This window comes from Cupriavidus sp. FW305-F7 (assembly GCF_058782875.1).
In genome coordinates this window covers 1-18,443 of sequence record NZ_JBYSYC010000045.1, presented here as the reverse complement: position 1 = coordinate 18,443, position 18,443 = coordinate 1, and the positions used below count along the sequence as shown (strand labels likewise).

The window sequence follows — 18,443 nt, the reverse complement described above, 5'->3', positions numbered from 1 at the left end:
AATGCATCACCCTTGCCTGGGTGCATCTAGGCGTTCGGGTTTTTCGCAAGATATCTCCTCTTGCGCAGTCGAGTATCCGCAGATAACATAACACTGTCAAGTTTAAAGTGCGACCGGCTCGGAAGCTAGCTACGCCACCGAAGAGCCGGAACGAAAATCCTCTCTATAGCGAGTCAATATGCCTAGCTACAACGCCCCTGTTCACGAAATCCGATTCCTGCTCGAAGACGTGTTCGCCTATGACGAGCACACCCCTAAGCTGCCCGGCTTCGAGGAAACCACACTTGACGTCGTGATGGCCGTGCTCGACAGCGCCGCCACCTTCGTACAGGACATGCTAGTGCCGATCAACCTGCCCGGCGACAGTGAGGGCTGCCACTTCGAGAATGGGACGGTTACGACGCCGCGAGGCTACAAGGAGGCGTACGACCTTTATCGCCGGAACGGTTGGCCTGGGCTCGGCGCGGCGCCTGAATGGGGCGGCCAGGGCCTGCCGCCCTCTGTCACGCTGCTGGTGCGGGAACTCGTAACGGCCGGCTCGATGTCATTCAGCATGTATCCGGGTCTGTCGCATGGTGCCTATCGCGCGATCCTCGCGCACGGCAGCGACGAACTGAAGCGCCTTTACCTGCCGAAATTGGTCGACGGATCATGGATGGGCACAATGTGCCTGACCGAACCGGACAGCGGTTCCGACCTGTCGCGGCTGCGCACGCGCGCCACGCCCGAGGCCGACGGCAGCTACCGTATCACCGGCACGAAAATCTTCATTTCGAGCGGCGACCACGACCTGACCGACAACATCGTGCATCTGGTGCTCGCGCGGTTGCCCGAAGCCCCGGCCGGCACGCGCGGCCTGAGCTTGTTCGTCGTGCCCAAGCGCATTGTCGAGGACCTGCCGGGCGCGCCGGCCGGTTCGCCGAACCAGGTTAATACGGGCTCCATCGAACACAAAATGGGGATCCGCGCGCAGGCTACGGCCGTGCTGAACTTCGACGGCGCACGCGGCTGGTTGATTGGCAAACCGCACGGCGGCCTGCGGGCGATGTTCACGATGATGAACTCGGCGCGCTTGGCCGTCGCCGTGCAAAGCGCCGGTGTTTCGGAAATCAGCTATCAGAACGCGCTGGCGTATGCAAAGGAGCGCCGCCAGGGTATCGCGCCGAGAGCGGCTGGCAGCGCGTCGCGGGCAGACAGCGACGGCAGCGATCCGATCATCGCGCATCCGGACGTGCGCCGCTCGCTGATGACGATGAAGGCGCTGGTCGAAGGCATGCGTGCGCTCTATATCGACGCCGCTCTGCTGCTCGACGTACGCGCCGCGCACGCGGGCAGCCCCGAAGGCGAGGCTGCGGAGGACCGGCTTGCGTTGCTCATGCCGGTGCTGAAGAGCTTTCTCAGCGATTGTGCGTTGAAGGTGACCGATCTCGGCATCCAGATTCACGGCGGCCACGGCTACGTGCACGAGAACGGCATGGAGCAGTTCTATCGCGATGCTCGCATCATCCCCCTGTACGAAGGCACCAACGGCATTCAGGCACTGGATCTCGTGCTGCGCAAGATCGGGCTCGATGACGGCCGCGTGTTCGAGTCCTGGCTCGCGTCCGTCAATGAAGCCGCCGAGCGCGCCGCATCGATCGCCGACCTCACGTCGATGGCCGCCGCCGAACGCACGGCGGCCGCCAAGCTGCGCGAAGCGACGACCGCCTTGCGCGCGTGGCATACCGGCAACGAGCTCGACGTCGCCGGCGCGGCCACCGACTATCTGCAGCTCTTCGGGCTCGTCGCGCTGGGCGGGCTCTGGCTGCGTATGGCCTGCGCGGCGCACAAAGGCCGCGCCGAAGACCCGCAGCTCGCGCCGTTCTATAACGGCAAGCTCGGTACCGCAGCGTTCTTTTTCAAGCGTCTGCTGCCCGCGGCCGACGTGCATTTCGATGCGGTGATGAGCGGTGCCGATGCACTGATGACGTTGCACGCCGACGAGTTCTGACGCGTGGCCATCGCACCTTCCAATAACGGTCATATATCGGAGGAGACTGTTCATGTCCGCTGAACATCCACGCGGCCCGCTTGCCGACGTGCGCATCCTTGACCTGTCCAGCATCGTGCTCGGGCCGCTTGCGACGCTGACGCTTGCAGGCCTCGGCGCCGAGGTGATCAAGATTGAGGCACCCGACGGCGACAACGTGCGCGCAGCAGGCTCGATGCGCGTCGACGCGCACGGTAACGAACACGAGAAGATGGGCCACGTGTTCATGCACAACAACCGCGGCAAGAAGAGCGTCGTACTCGACCTGAAGAAGCCAGCGGCGCGGCAGGCGCTGCTGGCGCTCGCGAAGGATGCCGACGTGCTGTTGTCTAACATCCGCCCCGCCGCAATGGACCGGCTGGGTCTGGGCTACGACGCGCTGGCGGCCGTTAACCCACGCCTTGTCTACGTGACGGCCTGCGGCTACAGCGCGCGCGGCCCGTACGCGGAGCGTCCCGCATACGACGACCTGATCCAGGGCGCGGCTGGCCTGCCGTGGCTGCTGCAGCAGGCGGGCGCCGAGGAGCCGATGTACGTGCCCGTGTCGATCGCGGACCGGGTGACCGGCCTGCATGTCGCGTACTCGATCAGTGCCGCGCTGTTTGCACGCGAGCGCAACGGCCTGGGCCAACATGTCGAAGTTTCGATGTTCGAAAGCGTAGCGCATTTCGTGCTGGCTGATCACATGGCAGGCCGCACGTTCGTGCCTGGCATGAATGGCGAACGCGCTTCCACAGGCGTGGACGGCGAAGGCGAAGCGGGTTACGACCGCCTGCTGTCGGCAGATCGAAGGCCATACCGCACCGCCGACGGCTACCTGTGCGTTCTGATCTACAACGACAAGCACTGGAAAACGTTCCTGACGGCGATCGGCAAGCCCGAGCTGTTCAGCGAAAGCCCGTTTTCTAGCCAGCGTAGCCGTTCACGGCACATTCGTGAAGTGTATGCATGGGTGGCCGGCGTGATGCGCACCCGCACGTCCGCGCAATGGAAAACCCTACTCGAGGACGCCGACATTCCGTACCAGGCTGTCAACTCCATGGAGGACCTGCTGAACGACCTTCACCTGAATGCGACAGGCTTCATCAGCGAAGAGATTCATCCGAGCGAAGGTCGCATTCGCATACTGGGCAATCCGACCACGTGGTCGGGCACGCCGCTCCCGGCGCTCGCGCCAACGCCGCGCCTGGGCGAACACAGTGTCGAGGTGCTCCGCTCTGCAGGCTATTCGGATGACCAAGTGAAACAACTGCTCGAAGAAGGTTCGGCCGGTGCGCCGCTAGGCAGATGCAATGCGGCCGTTGTGGCGACCGGTGCATGACCATTCATCCATTTACTAGACGAAGGAACTCACGATGTTCAAAAACGACCTGCTGAAGGGCAAGCGCATTCTGATTACGGGCGGCGGCTCGGGGCTTGGCAAGGAAATCGCCGCGCGCTACCTGGAGCTCGGCGCAGATATTTACATCTGCGGCCGCCGCGAAAGCGTGCTGCGCGAAAGCGCCAACGAATTGATGGGGCGCTTTGGCGGGTCGGTCAAGAGCTTCTCGGTCGATATTCGCAGCGCCGAGGCAGTCGACCAGATGATCGACGACATCTGGAAGGAAGGGCCGCTAACGGGGCTCGTCAATAACGCTGCGGGCAATTTCGTCAGCCGGACGGAAGACCTGTCATCGCGCGGTTTCGACGCGATCGCGAACATCGTGCTGCATGGCACGTTCTACGTGACCCAATCGATCGGCAAGCGCTGGATCACAGGCAACCTGCCGGGCAGTGTGGTGTCGATCCTCGTGACCTGGGTGATGAACGGCGGCCCGTTCGTCGTGCCCTCTGCAATGTCGAAGGCTGGCGTGAACGTGATGACGAAATCGCTTGCTGTCGAGTGGGGACGCCATCGGATCCGCCTGAACGCAATCGCACCGGGGGTCTTTCCGACCGAGGGCATGAGCAAGCGCTTGTATCCGGGGCGCGAAGACGCAGGCCGCGCCGAGGGCAGCAGCCCGATGGGACGCGCAGGGCATATGGAGGAATTGCAGAATCTCGCGACATTCCTGATGGCGGACGGATGCGAATGGCTGACGGGCCAGACACTGACGATCGATGGCGCGAACTCCCTGGCGACCGGCGGTAACTTCTACCATTTCAAGGACTGGACCGACAACGACTGGGAACTGGCCCGCACTTCAATTCGCGAGCAAAACGACAAGGACAGGCTCGCGCGCTCAGTCTGAGCGTAGTCCGCCCCCGCCTGCCTTTCTCTTTGCCGAGATCGATGGCCAGTACGGTTCCCCCATATAGGTAACAGAAACGTTCAAGCACTTGGGACAGTTTTCTACCCCGCATTTGCGACTGGCACCGGGAGACTCTCATTCCCCAGAGTGGACTCAAACCTATGGAACAACGGTTACCGTTCATTGCCGACCTCTTGCGGCAGGTCGACAGCGTCAGCGCCTTGTGCGAGCGCTATCGCATCAGCCGCAAGACTGGTTACAAGCGGAGCGAGCGGTACCTGCGAAGGTCTAGGCGGGCTGGCTGAGCGCAGCCAATACCGGCACAGGTAGGGGCGGACCCTCTGCAATTCAGAAAGCGATCCTGAAGCTGCGCGGCCACAGGAACACGGGCCGAGGAAGATCCAGAAATTGCTGACGGACCGGTTCGGTCCGGTGCCGTCGCGCACGATTATCCACAACATCCTCACGGCCGCGGGCAGGACCGAGCCGCGGTACCAGCGCCAACAGCTGTCGAGCTGGTGGCTGAGGCTGGGCATCATGCCGAAGCGGATCGCGACGGGCGACCTGCACGGAGCGGCAGGCATGAGCACATATACCGCACGCTCAAGCGTGCCACCGCCCTGCCGCCAGCGGCGGCCACGCTAGCCGCACAGCAACGGCGGATGAACATTCCGACGCTTCCACAATGAGGAACTTCCGCATGAGGCTCTAGGCCACCGCACGTGCAGAGCGTGATCGGAGCAATCAGGGAACGGCTGAACCACCAGGGCTATCCAACGCTCAACGTGTTACCCATATGAGTGAACGTCTTTGCTACCCATGTGGTTGTTCCGTTCCCACCGCTGCACCTACGCCGCGGAACCGAATCCAACGGGCCCGGGTACGCGGCCGATTACCCGTTCGACGCGGCCGGCCAGCGCGAGCAGGTCGCGGTCGCGCCCGAATGCCGCGTCAAGTTCCAGGCCGAGCGGAAGCCCTTGCGCGTTCAGCGCCATCGGAAGATTGATCCCGGGCACACCTGCGGAGCTCGACGGATGCGTGTTCCTGCACAAGAAGACATCGATGACATCCCGGCCGCCGGCCTGGAACTTCCACTGATTGTCGATCCGGGGTGCCGCGCATGGCGTCGTCGGGAAAAGCAGAGCATCCGCCCGACCGAAAGCGATCGTCGCCAGGCGCCCGCGCAACTCCTGCCGGTGGGTGGTCAGCGCGGTGCGGTACTTGTCGGTGGAAAAGTAGCCCGCGCTGGTCGGCAACACCGCACGCACCCATCGCGCCCTGATTTCGTCACCAAGGCCCGCATAGATGTCCTCGAAGGAAACAGGCACATCATAGGCTGCAAGGAACGCACGAATCGCGGGCATCGTCTCGTGGAAGAAAATCGGCCACGTAACGCGATCGGTCAGTGCAAGATAGTCTGCTCCGAGGTCTACCTCGACAAGCTCCCCCCCTGCATCCTTGAGCTTGCGCAGCGTCTCGCGGAAAGCGCTCTCGACATCCGCGTCGACGCCTGCCAGATACTGCCGGGGCGCATGGGCCAGGCGGACTCCTTTCAGGTTGGGTGTCGCGTTCCAGTTGGGCACGGGGCCCTTCGTGAGCACTGCGTCCACGAGCGCGCAGTCTTCGACGCTGCGAGCAAGAAGACCGGTCGTGTCAAGAGTGCCGGAAATCGGCGCCACGCCTTCATTCGGCCAGCGGCCCGGCGTAGGCTTGTATCCGACCACGCCGCATAGCGAAGCAGGAATCCGGATCGAGCCGACCGTGTCGCCGCCGAGCGCCGCAGGAACGAGGCGCGCGGCGACCGAGGCCCCCGCACCGCTCGACGACCCGCCAGTGACATGCGCGCCGTCGTACGGATTCTTCACCTGACCATAATGTGCGTTGAGCCCTGTGATGCCATACGACATCTCGACGAGGTTGTTCTTGCCGATGACAATCGCCCCCGCCTGCTTGATGCCCGCAACCGCCGCCGCGTCGCGCGTCGGCTTGTAGTTCTCGAGCACGGACGTGCCGAACGTGGTCGTCAGCCCCTTGGTCAAGTAGTGATCCTTGACCGCCAGTGGCACGCCAAGCAATGGCGCGTTGCGTCCACCCCGAACCAATTGGTCGGCGTGCCTCGCCGCCTCAAATGCAGCGGCTTCATCAATCGTGATGAAGGCCTTCAGGTCGGCGTGCACGCGCGAACGCTCCAGCAGTGCCCCGACTAGTGCCTCCGACGAAATTTCCCGGTTTCGAATCGCGCGTGCCGCTGCGGCGAGCCCCAACTCGTGCAGATCGGCAGCGCGGTCCGTCTGCGTACTGGCCATCAGCTCTCCTGTGCCGCCTAGGGTTGCCGCTGCCGCGACCTTCAGAAATTTCCGCCGATCTATCGATTGTTTTGGCATGCTAAATGTCTCCTGTATGAAATGGCGCGTCGACATTGATACTTCGGGCTGACATCGGGAATCGACGACAGGGTGCCCCGGAACGCGCTTGTACGCTGCGTCGTCAGCCAGAGAAACCCAAAAAAATGCCCCGGCCTGCAAAACGTCAGTTATGCAAGCCGGGGCGGATCCAACACCCCTCGCCCACCTTCGATGGGGACGCTAACGCCCGCCCCTCAGGACGGCGAAGCCACCACATGCTCGATACGAGGCACTGCAAACAGGTCGTCGACGCAATTACCGCGCCGCTCGATCACGGCGCGCTGGTTGATGCTGCCTTTGTCGGTCACTTCATAGTGCTGCATCGACGGCGGCTCTTCCAGCAACATCAGCCGCTCGATGCGCATCGACGCACCCGTCTGCCCGGCATTGACTGCTGCGAGGCGCCGCTCGAACTCGCGCAGCAGCGTCGGATGCCGCACCAAATCTCGGATCCCGCAGCCGGCAAGCTCGGGCAACGCCGTCGCGCATGCACTGGCATCGGGCCACGCGAGCGACCCGAGGGTATCCGCGCCGTCGCTCACGATCACGGCCTCCTTGATCAACGGATTGCACGCATCGATCAGGCGCATACGCAATGCGGCAGTACGCACCCAGGTACCGTTCGCGAGCTTGAAATCCTCCGCGAACCGGCCCGCGAAGCGCAGTCCCGCGATCGGACGCGAGGCATCGACGAAGCGCACCGCATCGCCAAGCATGTAGAACCCTTCATCGTCGAATGCGGCCGCAGTCTTCTCGGGCGCATCCAGATACCGCTCGATGACGTTAGGCGCCCTGATCCGCAATTCGTAGCGCCCTGGAAGATTGGGGTCCTCGATCAGCTTCAGTGTGACATCGGGAACGGGCAGCCCGATACAGCCGACATCATCGACCGCCCAGTTCTGCATCACGGCGGGACCAGAGGTTTCGGTCGCCCCGAATGCCGACGTGAGCACGATGCGCTCCCCCGTCGCGCGCACGGCGACCTTTTGGAAGCGGTCATACACGTCGCGCGACAGCGCTGCGCCGCCATAGTAGACATACTTGAGTTGCGAGAAGAAATGCTGCGCAAATCGCTCGTCTCGCTCGAGTTCAGCAATCAGCATCGTCAGACCAGACGGCACATTGAAATACACCGTCGGCGCGATGTCACCCAGGTTCCGGAGCGTCTGATCGAAACGGCCAGGTAGCGGCCTTCCATCGTCGATATATAGCGTCGCCCCGAAACGTAGGATTCGATTCAGCACGAGGTTTCCGCCCATCACGTGATGCCAGGGCAGCCACTCGAGATAGACAGGAACCTCATCCGGATCCTTCTTGAACGCGCGTGCCGCCATTTCCTGCGCTGCGGCGAGATTGGCGCGCGACTGCACGACAGCCTTTGGAATGCCCGTCGAGCCCGACGTGAACATGTATTTCGCGGGCAGGCTACCTGCAAGCTTACGATGCTGCGCGTCGACGTCCTGGCCAATCGGGGTGCACGACAACGCAGCGAACGAAAGCATGCCCGGATGCGCTCGATCGACCGCGATCACCCGTTCAGGCGGCACGCCGAGCGCGGCAAGCGCGCCGGCGAACCGCTGCGCGTCCTCGACGAACACCAGATGCGGCTTGACCAGCGACACGGCATCAGTGAGCCGCTTATAGTTGCCGCCAAGCAGCGAATAGGCAGGCGACACGGGGGCGACGGGAACGCCGGCGTAGAGCGCGCCCCAAGTAAGCAACGCCTGGGCGGTGGAGTTTTCGGACAGGATCACGAGCGGCCCGCACTGACCCGCGCCATGCGACAGCAGTGCGGTCGCGAGCGAACGTACCGCACTCCACACTTGGGCGACGCTGAGCGACTCCCACGCCCCGTCGCGGTTACGCTGCACGAGCATCGGGCTCGTCGGGCGCACGGTCGACCAATGTTCGAGCCAGTCAGTCGTGCATGCCCGCGTCTTCGGCAGCGACAAGCCCGACGTCATGAGCAGCGTCCCGTCGCTACGGCGTTCGACCTCCACCGACGGCTCACGGAAGCCCGCATCGCGAAACGGCTGGTCGATTGTCTCCACTACGCTTGTTGTCATCGTTTCCCTCTCTTGCGTTTCAGTGCGCACTTGAATGATCTCTTAGATCGGAGCGCGATCAGACCGCTTCGAGCACGGTCGCGATACCCTGGCCACCGCCGATGCACTGCGTGGCGAGTGCGTAGCGGCCGCCCGTGCGCTTGAGCAGCGCGGCCGCCTTTCCGACCAGCCTTGCGCCCGTCGCGCCCAGCGGATGACCGATCGCGAGGCCGCCGCCGTCTAGGTTCACGCGCGTCTCGTCAAGACCGAGTTCGCGGATGCACGCAATCGCCTGGCTCGCGAACGCCTCGTTGATTTCGATTACGTCGAGCGCGGCAGCATCAATCCCCGCGCGTGCGAGCGCCTTCAGCGTCGCCGGGATCGGCCCGATGCCCGTCAGTTCCGGCGCGACGGGCGCGACAGCGGCCGACTTGATCCTCGCGAGCGGCACAAGTCCGTGCTCGCTTGCAAACTTTGCACTGCAGATGAGCGTCGCCGACGCGCCGTCCGTCAACGGTGACGACGTGCCCGCCGTCACGCTGCCGCCTTCGCGAAATGCCGACTTCAGCGTGGCAAGCGCCTCCCCGCTCGTGCCCGGGCGGATGCAGCCGTCCTCAGTAACAAGGCCCTGCGGGGTAACGATCGGCACGATCTCGTCGGCGAGGCGGCCCTCCGCGCGCGCGGCGGCTGCCTTCGCATGCGACGCGACCGCGAGCGCTTCCTGTGCCGCGCGACTCACTTCGTACTGTTGGGCGACGTTTTCCCCGGTGATACCCATCGGCGTGTAGACTTCGGCGCGCTCGTCGAGCAACGTCGGATTCGGCGACTTGTTGAAGCCGCCTTGCGGCACGCGCGTCATCGATTCGACGCCACCGCAGATGAATGCGTCGCCCATGCCGAGCGCAATCTGCCCTGCCGCATAGTGGATCGCCGACATCGACGAGCCGCAGAAGCGGTTGATCGTCACGCCCGGTACGCTGTCGCCAATCCCCGCGCGAAAGCTGACGATCCTCGCAATGTTGTAGCCCTGCTCGGCCTCCGGATTCGAGCAGCCGAGCACAATGTCTTCGATCAACTTCGGATCAACCTTCGATCGTTCGAGCAGGCCGATCACCACTTGCGCCGCGAGATCGTCGGGACGGATATCAATAAGCGCGCCCTTGCGCGACGGATGAAATGGCGAGCGTGCATATGCGGCCACTACAACATCGTTCATGCTTGTCTCCAGTTTTCGGTGCAGGCGTGCGCCGTTCGCGGCAGAAGCACTGCACTCATGATTTACGAGGCTAGTCTCACCATGCGGCAGCGCAGGCAGCTCGCGAATGTGAAAGAGCCTATCCATGCGCGCGCCAGCTTCGCGCGCCACGCATCGAACGAATGATTCAGCCCGATTTCGATCCCAGTGTGACAGCGTCAAGTTTGAGTGTCAACAGTGGGCTTAGTCCCACTATGCGTGGTGAGGTGTGGCGAGGAAAACGGGGAAGGACGATCGGAATGCCGCGACTGCGGGCGACGCAGGGCGGAGGAATGCGAACGAGCCCCCGCCGGGGGCTCGCAAGAAAAGCGCGTTATGCTATTTTCTGCCGCGGGAACTCCCGCGTGTCGTGGGCGCGTCGGTCTCAATGTGCGGTGCTTTCAGGCCGCCCAGCATCAGGTTGATCACGCCTGTGCAAACGTCGTCGATCATGTCGTCCGGCACCTGGCACAGGCCGCTGTCACGATCCGCGAGCAGCGTCGCAAGACCATGCATGCCCGACCAGACACCGATGGCCGCGAAGCGCGGCGGGCGGCCGTCTTCTGAGTGATCGACCATGAACTCCCCAATTGTGTTGCTCAGGAACTGGAACGAGGCAGCGCTCGCCTCCATCAACGCCGGGTGCTTGCGCTTATCGGCAATCCGCGGGCCGAACATCAGATGAAACAACTCGGGCCGCTTCAGCGCGAATTCGACGTAGACGCGCATGATCACGCGCAACCGCCTCTCCTTCGTCATGCCGTCCTTCAGCGCGGCCATCCGCTCGCTCATCATCAAAAGGAAGCCTTCCGTCGCGAGCGCCGCGAGCAAGCCCTCCTTGTCGCCAAAGTGGTGGGTCGGCGCCGTCTGCGACACGCCCACTGAGCGCGCGACTTCGCGCAGCGACAGATCCGCTGCACCGCGTAATTCGAGCAGCGCCAGGCCGCGCTGCACCATTTCCTCGCGCAGGTTGCCGTGGTGCCACGACGTCTTCTTGGTCGGCTCGATTTCAGCTAATGCCGTAGTGGACATGATCTTTTCAGTGAACAATTTATAGTCGACCGGACACCGCACATCTTCGTGGCTGCAGCGCTTCGCAACCGGCCATGTCCTTTCGGTACGCATTCTACCCTGTCGCCACGCGCCCTTCCAAAACCCGACGTCGCACTCAGCTAGCCGCGCCGACCACATGCTCGCCTCGCCAAGCCGGCGACTACGGGAAATCCCCAATTCAAAACCGATTGCCAACGCGCCCTCTGACTTCTATCATGCACTAACTTTACACTGTAATGATTGATGGTCCATCTCGATCAGGACAGCCGACGATGACGCGGCCGTGCAGGGTTCAGCGGTTGGTCAGATGCTCAGGAATCTCAAATGAGAGAGACGCATGCGAGAACCGTCAGTTCCGCCGATAGCGACGCTCAGGTTGAAGGGAGTGCAGAAGGCTTTCGGCGCCACAGAGATGATCCGGGAGACTCGTCGATCCGCCGCCAGGGCGAAGCCATGTACTGATCGGCCTCCAACGGCGCGGGCAAATCGACGCTGTTTCACCTGATCAGCGGGCGCGCCGCACTGGTGGCACATCAGTAACGAGTTTGTCTCGCATGCAAGGCATCAAGACTTCGCATGCGAACGTTTGAACGCCACGGCGTTTCCAAGGGGCGTACCTGTGCAGGTCACCCGACATTTCAAGAGGCAAGACAATGATTCCGGAAATTAAAGTAGAGCTTTCAGGCGGTGTACTGACCATCACGATTTCGCGACCGGACAGGAAGAACGCTCTGACCAATGACATGTATGGCGCCATGGCGGATGCGATCGCGACGGCGAATACCGACGGCGCCATTCGGGCGTTGTTGTTTCAGGCGGATGGAGACATCTTCACCGCCGGCAATGACGTGACGGAGTTCGCGGCGGAGTCGGCGGGCAACAAGCCACCGGTGCGTCACGTCGCCCGCTTCCTGGAAGGTCTGGCAAATGCGACGGTGCCGATCGTCGCCGCCGTTCAGGGCAAGGCCGTCGGCGTAGGCACGACCATGCTGCTCCACTGTGACTATGTGCTGCTGGCTGAAGACGCACAATTGATAACCCCGTTCGTGAACTTGGCGCTGGTGCCCGAAGCTGCGTCGAGCTACCTGCTTCCGTTGCGGATCGGACATGTCAGGGCATTCGAGATGTTTGCGCTCGGCGATGCGCTTCCTGCGCAGGCGGCTGTTGCATGGGGTATCGCGAACAGGACCACATCCGTGGCGGAACTGCGGGCCGAGGCACGGCACGTCGCCGAGAAGATCGCCGCGCGGCCCACCGGATCGGTGACCGCGATGAAGCGCCTGATGCGAGATGCGGAGAGGCTGATCGCGCAAATGGATTCCGAGCGCGCGACCTTCCTCGAGCGGCTTGCGAGCGACGAGGCGAAGGAGGCCTTCCAGGCCTTTGCCGAAAAGCGCAAGCCGGACTTTACGAAGATCGCGCGGCAATAGGACTGGCACGCACGGTCGGAACAACAAATTCCAGGCTGCCACCGATTCGCATGACGTTAGCGACGCCAACAAGGCGTCTGCAATCCTGATCGCGCAGGGCTGGGTTGCCGAAAGCTTCCCCCGGGGGGGACGATGGCCGTGGTCGCCCCCCTTCGCCTACGGATGGGCATCGCGGGCGAACTGCCGCATCGCATCGTACTAGCTGATTCCTCTATTCTCAATGTTGCATAGGTAATACCAAAGGGGGCGCTGAGTGTGCCGTCTTTACCAGTCAAGGAGTTTGCAAATGAAAGTCGTCAAAGCCGCCGCAGTGCAGATCAGCCCCGTCCTCTACAGCCGTGAGGCAACCGTCGAAAAAGTTGTGCGGAAGATCCTCGAGCTTGGTGAGAAAGGGGTGCAGTTCGCCACGTTTCCGGAGACCGTGGTGCCTTACTACCCGTACTTTTCCGCGGTCCAGACGGGCATGCAGCTTCTGTTCGGAAATGAGCATCTGAGGTTGCTCGAGCAGTCCGTGACAGTGCCGTCCCCCGCCACCGACGCAATCGGCGAGGCAGCCCGTAAGGCGGGCATGGTGGTATCTATCGGCGTGAATGAACGGGACGGGGGCACCATTTACAACGCGCAACTGCTCTTCGATGCAGACGGCACCTTGATCCAGCGCCGCCGCAAGATCACGCCCACGCATTTCGAACGCATGATTTGGGGCCAGGGCGACGGGTCGGGCCTGCGTGCCGTCGACAGCAAGGTCGGCCGCATTGGCCAGCTTGCATGCTTTGAGCACAACAACCCGCTCGCGCGCTACGCGATGATTGCCGACGGCGAGCAGATCCATTCGGCAATGTATCCGGGGTCAGCCTTCGGCGAAGGTTTTGCTCAAAGGATGGAGATTAATATCCGCCAGCATGCGCTGGAGTCCGGCTGCTTCGTCGTGAACGCTACGGCTTGGCTCGACGCCGATCAGCAGGCGCAAATCATGAGGGACACGGGCTGCGACATCGGGCCGATTTCGGGCGGCTGCTTTACCACCATCGTCTCACCAGACGGCATGCTGGTGGGCGAACCTATCCGCTCGGGCGAGGGTGAGGTCATCGCCGATCTGGATTTCTCGTTGATCGACCGGCGCAAGATCCTGATGGACTCGGCCGGGCACTACAACAGACCAGAGCTGCTCAGTCTCGTGATCGACCGCACCCAAACCGCACATCTGCACGAACGCGCCACGCAAGCCAAATCGATCGTCAAACAAGACCCGGACGATATGCCCAACTCGGTAGCCTGAGCAAGCGGACCATTGGCTCTCTAACTAAGTTTCACCGCTGCTCGTCGACCGTGATCTGACGCAAAAAACTGTCGACGAGATCGGTATCGTGCTGTGTGAGTGCCGGGTGACGACGTGGAAGGGACCGATTGTGGATGCCACCATCATCGGGGTCGATCCTCGACCGAGAACAAGCAGAAGGTCCACGGCCCGGAGCGTTACAAGAATCAGTGGTTCAGGCTGTTGGTCCGAAGATTTTGATATTCGCCAGGAGACAGTTGCTGGCCTCCCGGGAGGAGCTATCCGTCCTGAATGCACAAAAGCCTGACGAAACACCGGTTCTTCTTCATTGCGAAGCGCGAAGCTCAAGCCATCGGTAGCATCAATAGAGGGCATCATTGATCGGCGATAGGACGAAGGGCTAGTTTTTCCCCACAACACATCTATAGAGGATCGCATGCAACAACCTGCGGTAGATGGGGCGGCCGCGAGCGGTCACAAGCCTGCTGTAAGGGCTGAGAGAACGCAACCGGGTTATCACTGCACCTCCGCGGCTACAGGCCTGGTTGATGATGAGAATATCTACACTGGTGGACGCGGAGTCCTCGTGGAAGGGCCGCGAAGCAGTGCATCGCAATCCGCTCGGCGAACAGACGTTCCGCATTTCCTTAAGCCTATTCATGGCAATGTTCCGCGAGGCATCGTGGGTCGGCGCCTCGAGAATCCAACCTCAGCCGATCTATTGCACTATATCCGCGCAATGGCGAAGCGCCTGCGCGGCGCTGTGATTGAGCCTTTCGAGAACAAAGACGAGAGGATCGAACGCTTGCTTGGTGTGCTTCTGCGGAATGCCATGGATAGTTCATCTGCTCTTGACATCGTGGTTACGCTCGGCTGCGCCGCTGAACTATCGTTCTATCCCGAGGATGTAATCCTTGAACAATGCACGACAACAGTACGGGCGGCAGGCAAGACGACATTGGTGGGCGCTGTGTGGGCAGTGCGGCATCGTTGCGCAAGAGCAGGAAATCATCGACGGCGTTTCGCCACATGATCCATACAACTCGCACATTATTCTGACGAACCTCGTTCGGAATTAATCACTCCCACCTTGACAGAGCGGCGCTGAACTGACGTTGACCAAGTCCGGCAAGCACGCTGCTCTCGTATCAGCCTCTCGCCCGTGCCGCGTACCACCGCAATAGTTTCCCGGTTCGATTCGGCTGCGGCACACAGCCGGGGAGGACAGTCTCCGCACCGATCCCAAACTGGAGCACTGCCCAGCGCAACCATCTTTTCGGTGTTAATATTGCGCCGAAGATTTGCGAGATGACCTGTGACGGAGGATCCGACTCACACGGTTCTGCTTTTTCCTGTCTCATTAAAAATATGTGCTACGCGGCACGCATTCTCAAGGAGTTTTCCCCATGCTCGTAGTGGACCCAAGCGTTGCGGACCAGGTCGTTACAACCGAGTTGCGTGGTGAGGTTTGCCTGATTACCGTTAATCACGGCCCTGTCAATGCCTTGTCCTCAGCTGTGCGGGAAGGCTTGCTACGTGCGATCAAACTAGCCGAATCTGAGGCTCATTGCGCCGCCATAGTGCTATGCGGCGCAGGTAGCCACTTTAGTGGCGGAGCCGATATCCGTGAGTTTGGCAAAATGGACTTGCGGCCTCCGTTGCCCAAGCTTTGTGCAGTCATCGAGAGCTGCCCCAAACCTGTCGTAGCGGCCATTCAGGGGGTATGCCTCGGGGGCGGCTTTGAACTGGCGTTATCAGCTCACTACCGCCTGGCAGCCGAAGACGCGCGTTTGGGCTTGCCTGAGGTGCTTCTGGGCCTGATGCCTGGCGCTGGTGGGACCCAGCGGAGTACGCGATTAGTCGGCGCTCGCGCTGCCCTCGACTTGATGCTTTCAGGGCGTCAAATCTCTGGGCGAGAGGCTCTACGGTTGGGGCTGATTGATTGCACGGTGAACGGTGCCGTGGTCGATGCTGCGGTGGCATTTGCCAAGGAGGTTGCTGACAAAGGCGATGTGCCCCGGCGCACCCGAGATGCCGTCGCAGGCCTGATGCAATCGGAGGCCAATCGTCGTGCCGTCGAGGAGGCTCGGACCGAGGCGGTGCGGAAATTCCGCGGACTCTTCTCGCCGTTCAAGATCATCGATGCTGTCGAGGCTGCACTGACAGAACCTTTCGAGGATGCTATGGCCATCGAGCGTCGGTACTTCTTGGAAGCAGTTTCGAGTCCGCAACGTGCGGGGCTGGTGCATGCCTTCTTCGCGGAGCGCGAAGTTGCCAAGGCCCCCGAGAATCGTGCCTCCGAGCAGCGACCCGTTGCGAGCGTTGGCGTGATCGGCGGCGGAACAATGGGCGCAGGTATCGCAGTTGCGGTGCTGAGCGCCGGGTTGCCCGTGGTCATGATTGAGCGAGATGATACGGCGCTGAACCGGGGTCGAGCAATCGTAGAGAGTATTCTTGATGGTCTCGCCAAGAAGGGCCGGCTGAAGGACGACGATAAGACTGCGATCATGTCGCGCTTTGGTGGTGCTACTAGCTATGAGGCACTTTCCAACGTGGACCTAGTTATCGAGGCGGTGTACGAAGACATGGCAGTAAAAAAAGAAGTCTTTGCCAAGCTAGATCGCTTTTGCAAGCCAGGATGCGTCTTGGCCAGCAATACATCGTACCTCGACATTAACGAGATCGCCGCGAGCATACCGCGATCACAGGATGTGGTTGGGCTTCACTTCTTCTCGCCGGCGCATGTCATGAAACTCCTCGAGATCGTCGTGCCCGAAAAGGTCAGAGCAGACGTTGTGGCCACCTCGTTCGCTTTGGCAAAGGCGCTCAAGAAGGTGCCTGTGCGCTCGGGTGTATGCGACGGCTTCATTGGCAACCGTATCCTGGCTACTTATAGGTTGGCCATCGATTACATGATGGAAGATGGCGCGTCGCCCTATCAGATCGACAAGGCGCTTCGGGATTTTGGCTATCCGATGGGGCCACTGCAGGTGTCCGATCTTTCCGGGGGCGACATCGGCTGGGCTACGCGCAAGCGTCGCGCAGCTACGCGCGACCCCCAACAGCGCTACGTACAGATTGCCGACCGCTTGTGTGAACGAGGATGGTTGGGTCAGAAAACGGGCCGAGGCTGGTATCTATATCCGGACGGATCGCGAAATGGGTTCTCCGATCCAGAAGTCGAGGCCATTATCGATGCCGAACGCCAGCGAGTGGGGATTAATCCGCGCCTTTTCGAAGATAGCGAGATTGTACGTCGCGTTATGGCAGCAATGGCGAATGAAGGCGCGAAAATCCTTGAAGAGGGTATTGCCCTGCGGCCGCTGGATATTGATGTGGTCTTTCTCCACGGCTATGGCTACCCGCGCCATCGAGGCGGCCCTATGCGCTATGCCGATACTGTCGGACTTGAAAATGTCCTGAAGGACATTCGAGAGTTCGAGAAGGAAGATGCCTTCTTCTGGCGTCCTTCAGAACTCTTGGTATCGCTGGTAAAGGAAGGCAGCAACTTCGACAGCCTGAACTACGCTCCTGCCTCGCAGTGAAACGCCACGGGGAGCCTAATGCCGGAAAGGGACAGCTGGCTCCTGTCAAAGGAGCAGCGGGGAAATCGTTTGTCTCTCCCCACGGCAGCGCTTGTAGCCCATTGTGTTGGTGATGCTTACTCGTGAGCGGCTTAGGGGAATGCTTTGGTGGCCAGTGACAAACCGGCGGAAACAATGACCGTTCGTCGTTTGCTCACCGGCCACACACGATGCACCGCGAAATCGCACTTCTTCGGTCCCGCACGGCGATAGCAAAGTTCGGAAAGCTGATCTCAACATAGCAACGTCTGTTCCCCGAATTGCGAAATAGCGGCTTAGGGGCGGCAGGAGCGGACTTGATCGCGATCGACCAAGCCCCCTTCTCGGCCATTTTGATTCATTCGGACCCAGATGGTGTCGGATTTAGTCGGTCGCGCTCGCGGTCAACCGGCGATCACTTGATGTTCGCCACCAGCGGCGCCCCGCTTCTGACGACGTAGGTTGCCAGTTCGGATGCCTTGCCGTTTCCCACGTTCTTGGCCACATGGGCCGTGCCGTCCGGGATGAACAGCGCTTCGCCTGCCTTGAGTGTGACTGGCGGCCGCCCTTCGAGCTGGTACTCGAGCGCACCTTCGAGCACGTAGGCAACCTCCGCGCCAGGATGCGCGTGCTTGCTTGATGCGACGCCCGGTTCGAAATCGACGCGGACCTGCACGACCTCATGACCTGGGGCGCTGAGAGCGTTCTTGATCAGATCGGTGCGGTGAATTCCAGTCCATTCGGCGTGCGCTGCGTGTAGCACCAGGCCGCTTCCAGCGATCAGCAGGGTGGCGGCGACGAATCGGGTCGTTTTCATGGGAAGCATCCTTTTAGCGTAGAGGAAGGTATGCCCATTAAAACAGCGCTTTGTGTTGGCATTGTATCGGGCTGGTGGGACTTTTGTATCCCTTTGTATTCGCCCCGTTACTATCTTCATGCCCCGACAATTGGGGCTTTGGCCAGCCAGGCCCGGCATGATTCCTGCCCCAGTCGTCCATGATCCGGGGGGGTGTCACCGGGCCTGGTGGGTGCCTGGTGATCGCTAATAGGGACTCGGCCAAGGTGTTCTTGAGGCCGTCCGTAACGTGGATGCCGAGGGGCCTGTCAGTTTTTTTGTGTGCAGGGCAGTTAAAGGCTCATCGTCATTTCGACCGGTGAGCCAGCATTATCTCAA

At 61.4% G+C, this 18,443-nt stretch carries 12 protein-coding genes; 7 read left to right on the top strand and 5 right to left on the bottom strand.

From position 1 onward, the window contains the following. Nucleotides 1-178: 178 nt before the first annotated feature. Genes AC3WL8_RS31410 through AC3WL8_RS31400 form a run of 3 tightly spaced genes read left to right on the top strand, consistent with a single transcriptional unit; the run spans nt 179 to nt 4,260 of the window. Nucleotides 179-1,990 carry an acyl-CoA dehydrogenase C-terminal domain-containing protein gene (locus AC3WL8_RS31410; RefSeq protein ID WP_492379584.1) on the top strand — a complete coding sequence of 604 codons (1,812 nt, stop codon included), beginning with the start codon at nt 179-181 and terminating at the stop codon, nt 1,988-1,990. A 52-nt stretch (nt 1,991-2,042) separates the two neighbouring features. Then, nucleotides 2,043-3,350: a CaiB/BaiF CoA transferase family protein gene (locus AC3WL8_RS31405; RefSeq protein WP_492379583.1), complete on the top strand. Its 1,308-nt coding sequence runs from the start codon at nt 2,043-2,045 to the stop codon at nt 3,348-3,350. 34 nt (nt 3,351-3,384) lie between these two features. After that, nucleotides 3,385-4,260: an SDR family oxidoreductase gene (locus tag AC3WL8_RS31400; protein WP_492379582.1), complete on the top strand. Its 876-nt coding sequence runs from the start codon at nt 3,385-3,387 to the stop codon at nt 4,258-4,260. Between the two features lie 848 nt (nt 4,261-5,108). On the opposite strand, the gene AC3WL8_RS31395 is transcribed toward AC3WL8_RS31400, so the two are convergent. The 4 genes from AC3WL8_RS31395 to AC3WL8_RS31380 all read right to left on the bottom strand — a co-directional run bounded on the left by AC3WL8_RS31395 (nt 5,109) and on the right by AC3WL8_RS31380 (nt 10,976). Further along, entirely contained in the window at nt 5,109-6,644 is a 1,536-nt protein-coding gene (locus AC3WL8_RS31395) for an amidase family protein (RefSeq protein ID WP_492379581.1), read from the bottom strand. A 215-nt stretch (nt 6,645-6,859) separates the two neighbouring features. Then, nucleotides 6,860-8,731: an AMP-binding protein gene (locus AC3WL8_RS31390; protein ID WP_492379580.1), complete on the bottom strand. Its 1,872-nt coding sequence runs from the start codon at nt 8,729-8,731 to the stop codon at nt 6,860-6,862. 58 nt (nt 8,732-8,789) lie between these two features. After that, entirely contained in the window at nt 8,790-9,926 is a 1,137-nt protein-coding gene (locus tag AC3WL8_RS31385) for a thiolase family protein (protein WP_492379579.1), read from the bottom strand. 357 nt (nt 9,927-10,283) lie between these two features. Further along, nucleotides 10,284-10,976 (bottom strand): TetR/AcrR family transcriptional regulator, encoded by a 693-nt coding sequence (locus AC3WL8_RS31380; RefSeq protein ID WP_492379578.1) that lies wholly within the window; start codon nt 10,974-10,976, stop codon nt 10,284-10,286. A 674-nt stretch (nt 10,977-11,650) separates the two neighbouring features. Here AC3WL8_RS31380 and AC3WL8_RS31375 point away from each other — a divergent pair. The 4 genes from AC3WL8_RS31375 (at nt 11,651) to AC3WL8_RS31360 (ending at nt 17,251) form a co-directional block, all read left to right on the top strand. Beyond that, nucleotides 11,651-12,427, top strand: a complete 777-nt coding sequence (locus AC3WL8_RS31375) for an enoyl-CoA hydratase (RefSeq protein ID WP_492379577.1) — start codon at nt 11,651-11,653, stop codon at nt 12,425-12,427. A gap of 286 nt (nt 12,428-12,713) precedes the next feature. Then, nucleotides 12,714-13,706 carry a carbon-nitrogen hydrolase family protein gene (locus AC3WL8_RS31370; protein WP_492379576.1) on the top strand — a complete coding sequence of 331 codons (993 nt, stop codon included), beginning with the start codon at nt 12,714-12,716 and terminating at the stop codon, nt 13,704-13,706. A 436-nt stretch (nt 13,707-14,142) separates the two neighbouring features. Then, complete coding sequence (locus AC3WL8_RS31365) at nt 14,143-14,739, top strand: hypothetical protein (RefSeq protein WP_492379575.1); 597 nt, start codon at nt 14,143-14,145, stop codon at nt 14,737-14,739. A 373-nt stretch (nt 14,740-15,112) separates the two neighbouring features. Further along, entirely contained in the window at nt 15,113-17,251 is a 2,139-nt protein-coding gene (locus AC3WL8_RS31360; protein WP_492379574.1) for a 3-hydroxyacyl-CoA dehydrogenase NAD-binding domain-containing protein, read from the top strand. A gap of 433 nt (nt 17,252-17,684) precedes the next feature. Here AC3WL8_RS31360 and AC3WL8_RS31355 read toward each other — a convergent pair whose 3' ends face one another. After that, nucleotides 17,685-18,086: a cupin domain-containing protein gene (locus AC3WL8_RS31355; RefSeq protein ID WP_492379573.1), complete on the bottom strand. Its 402-nt coding sequence runs from the start codon at nt 18,084-18,086 to the stop codon at nt 17,685-17,687. Nucleotides 18,087-18,443 lie beyond the last annotated feature (357 nt).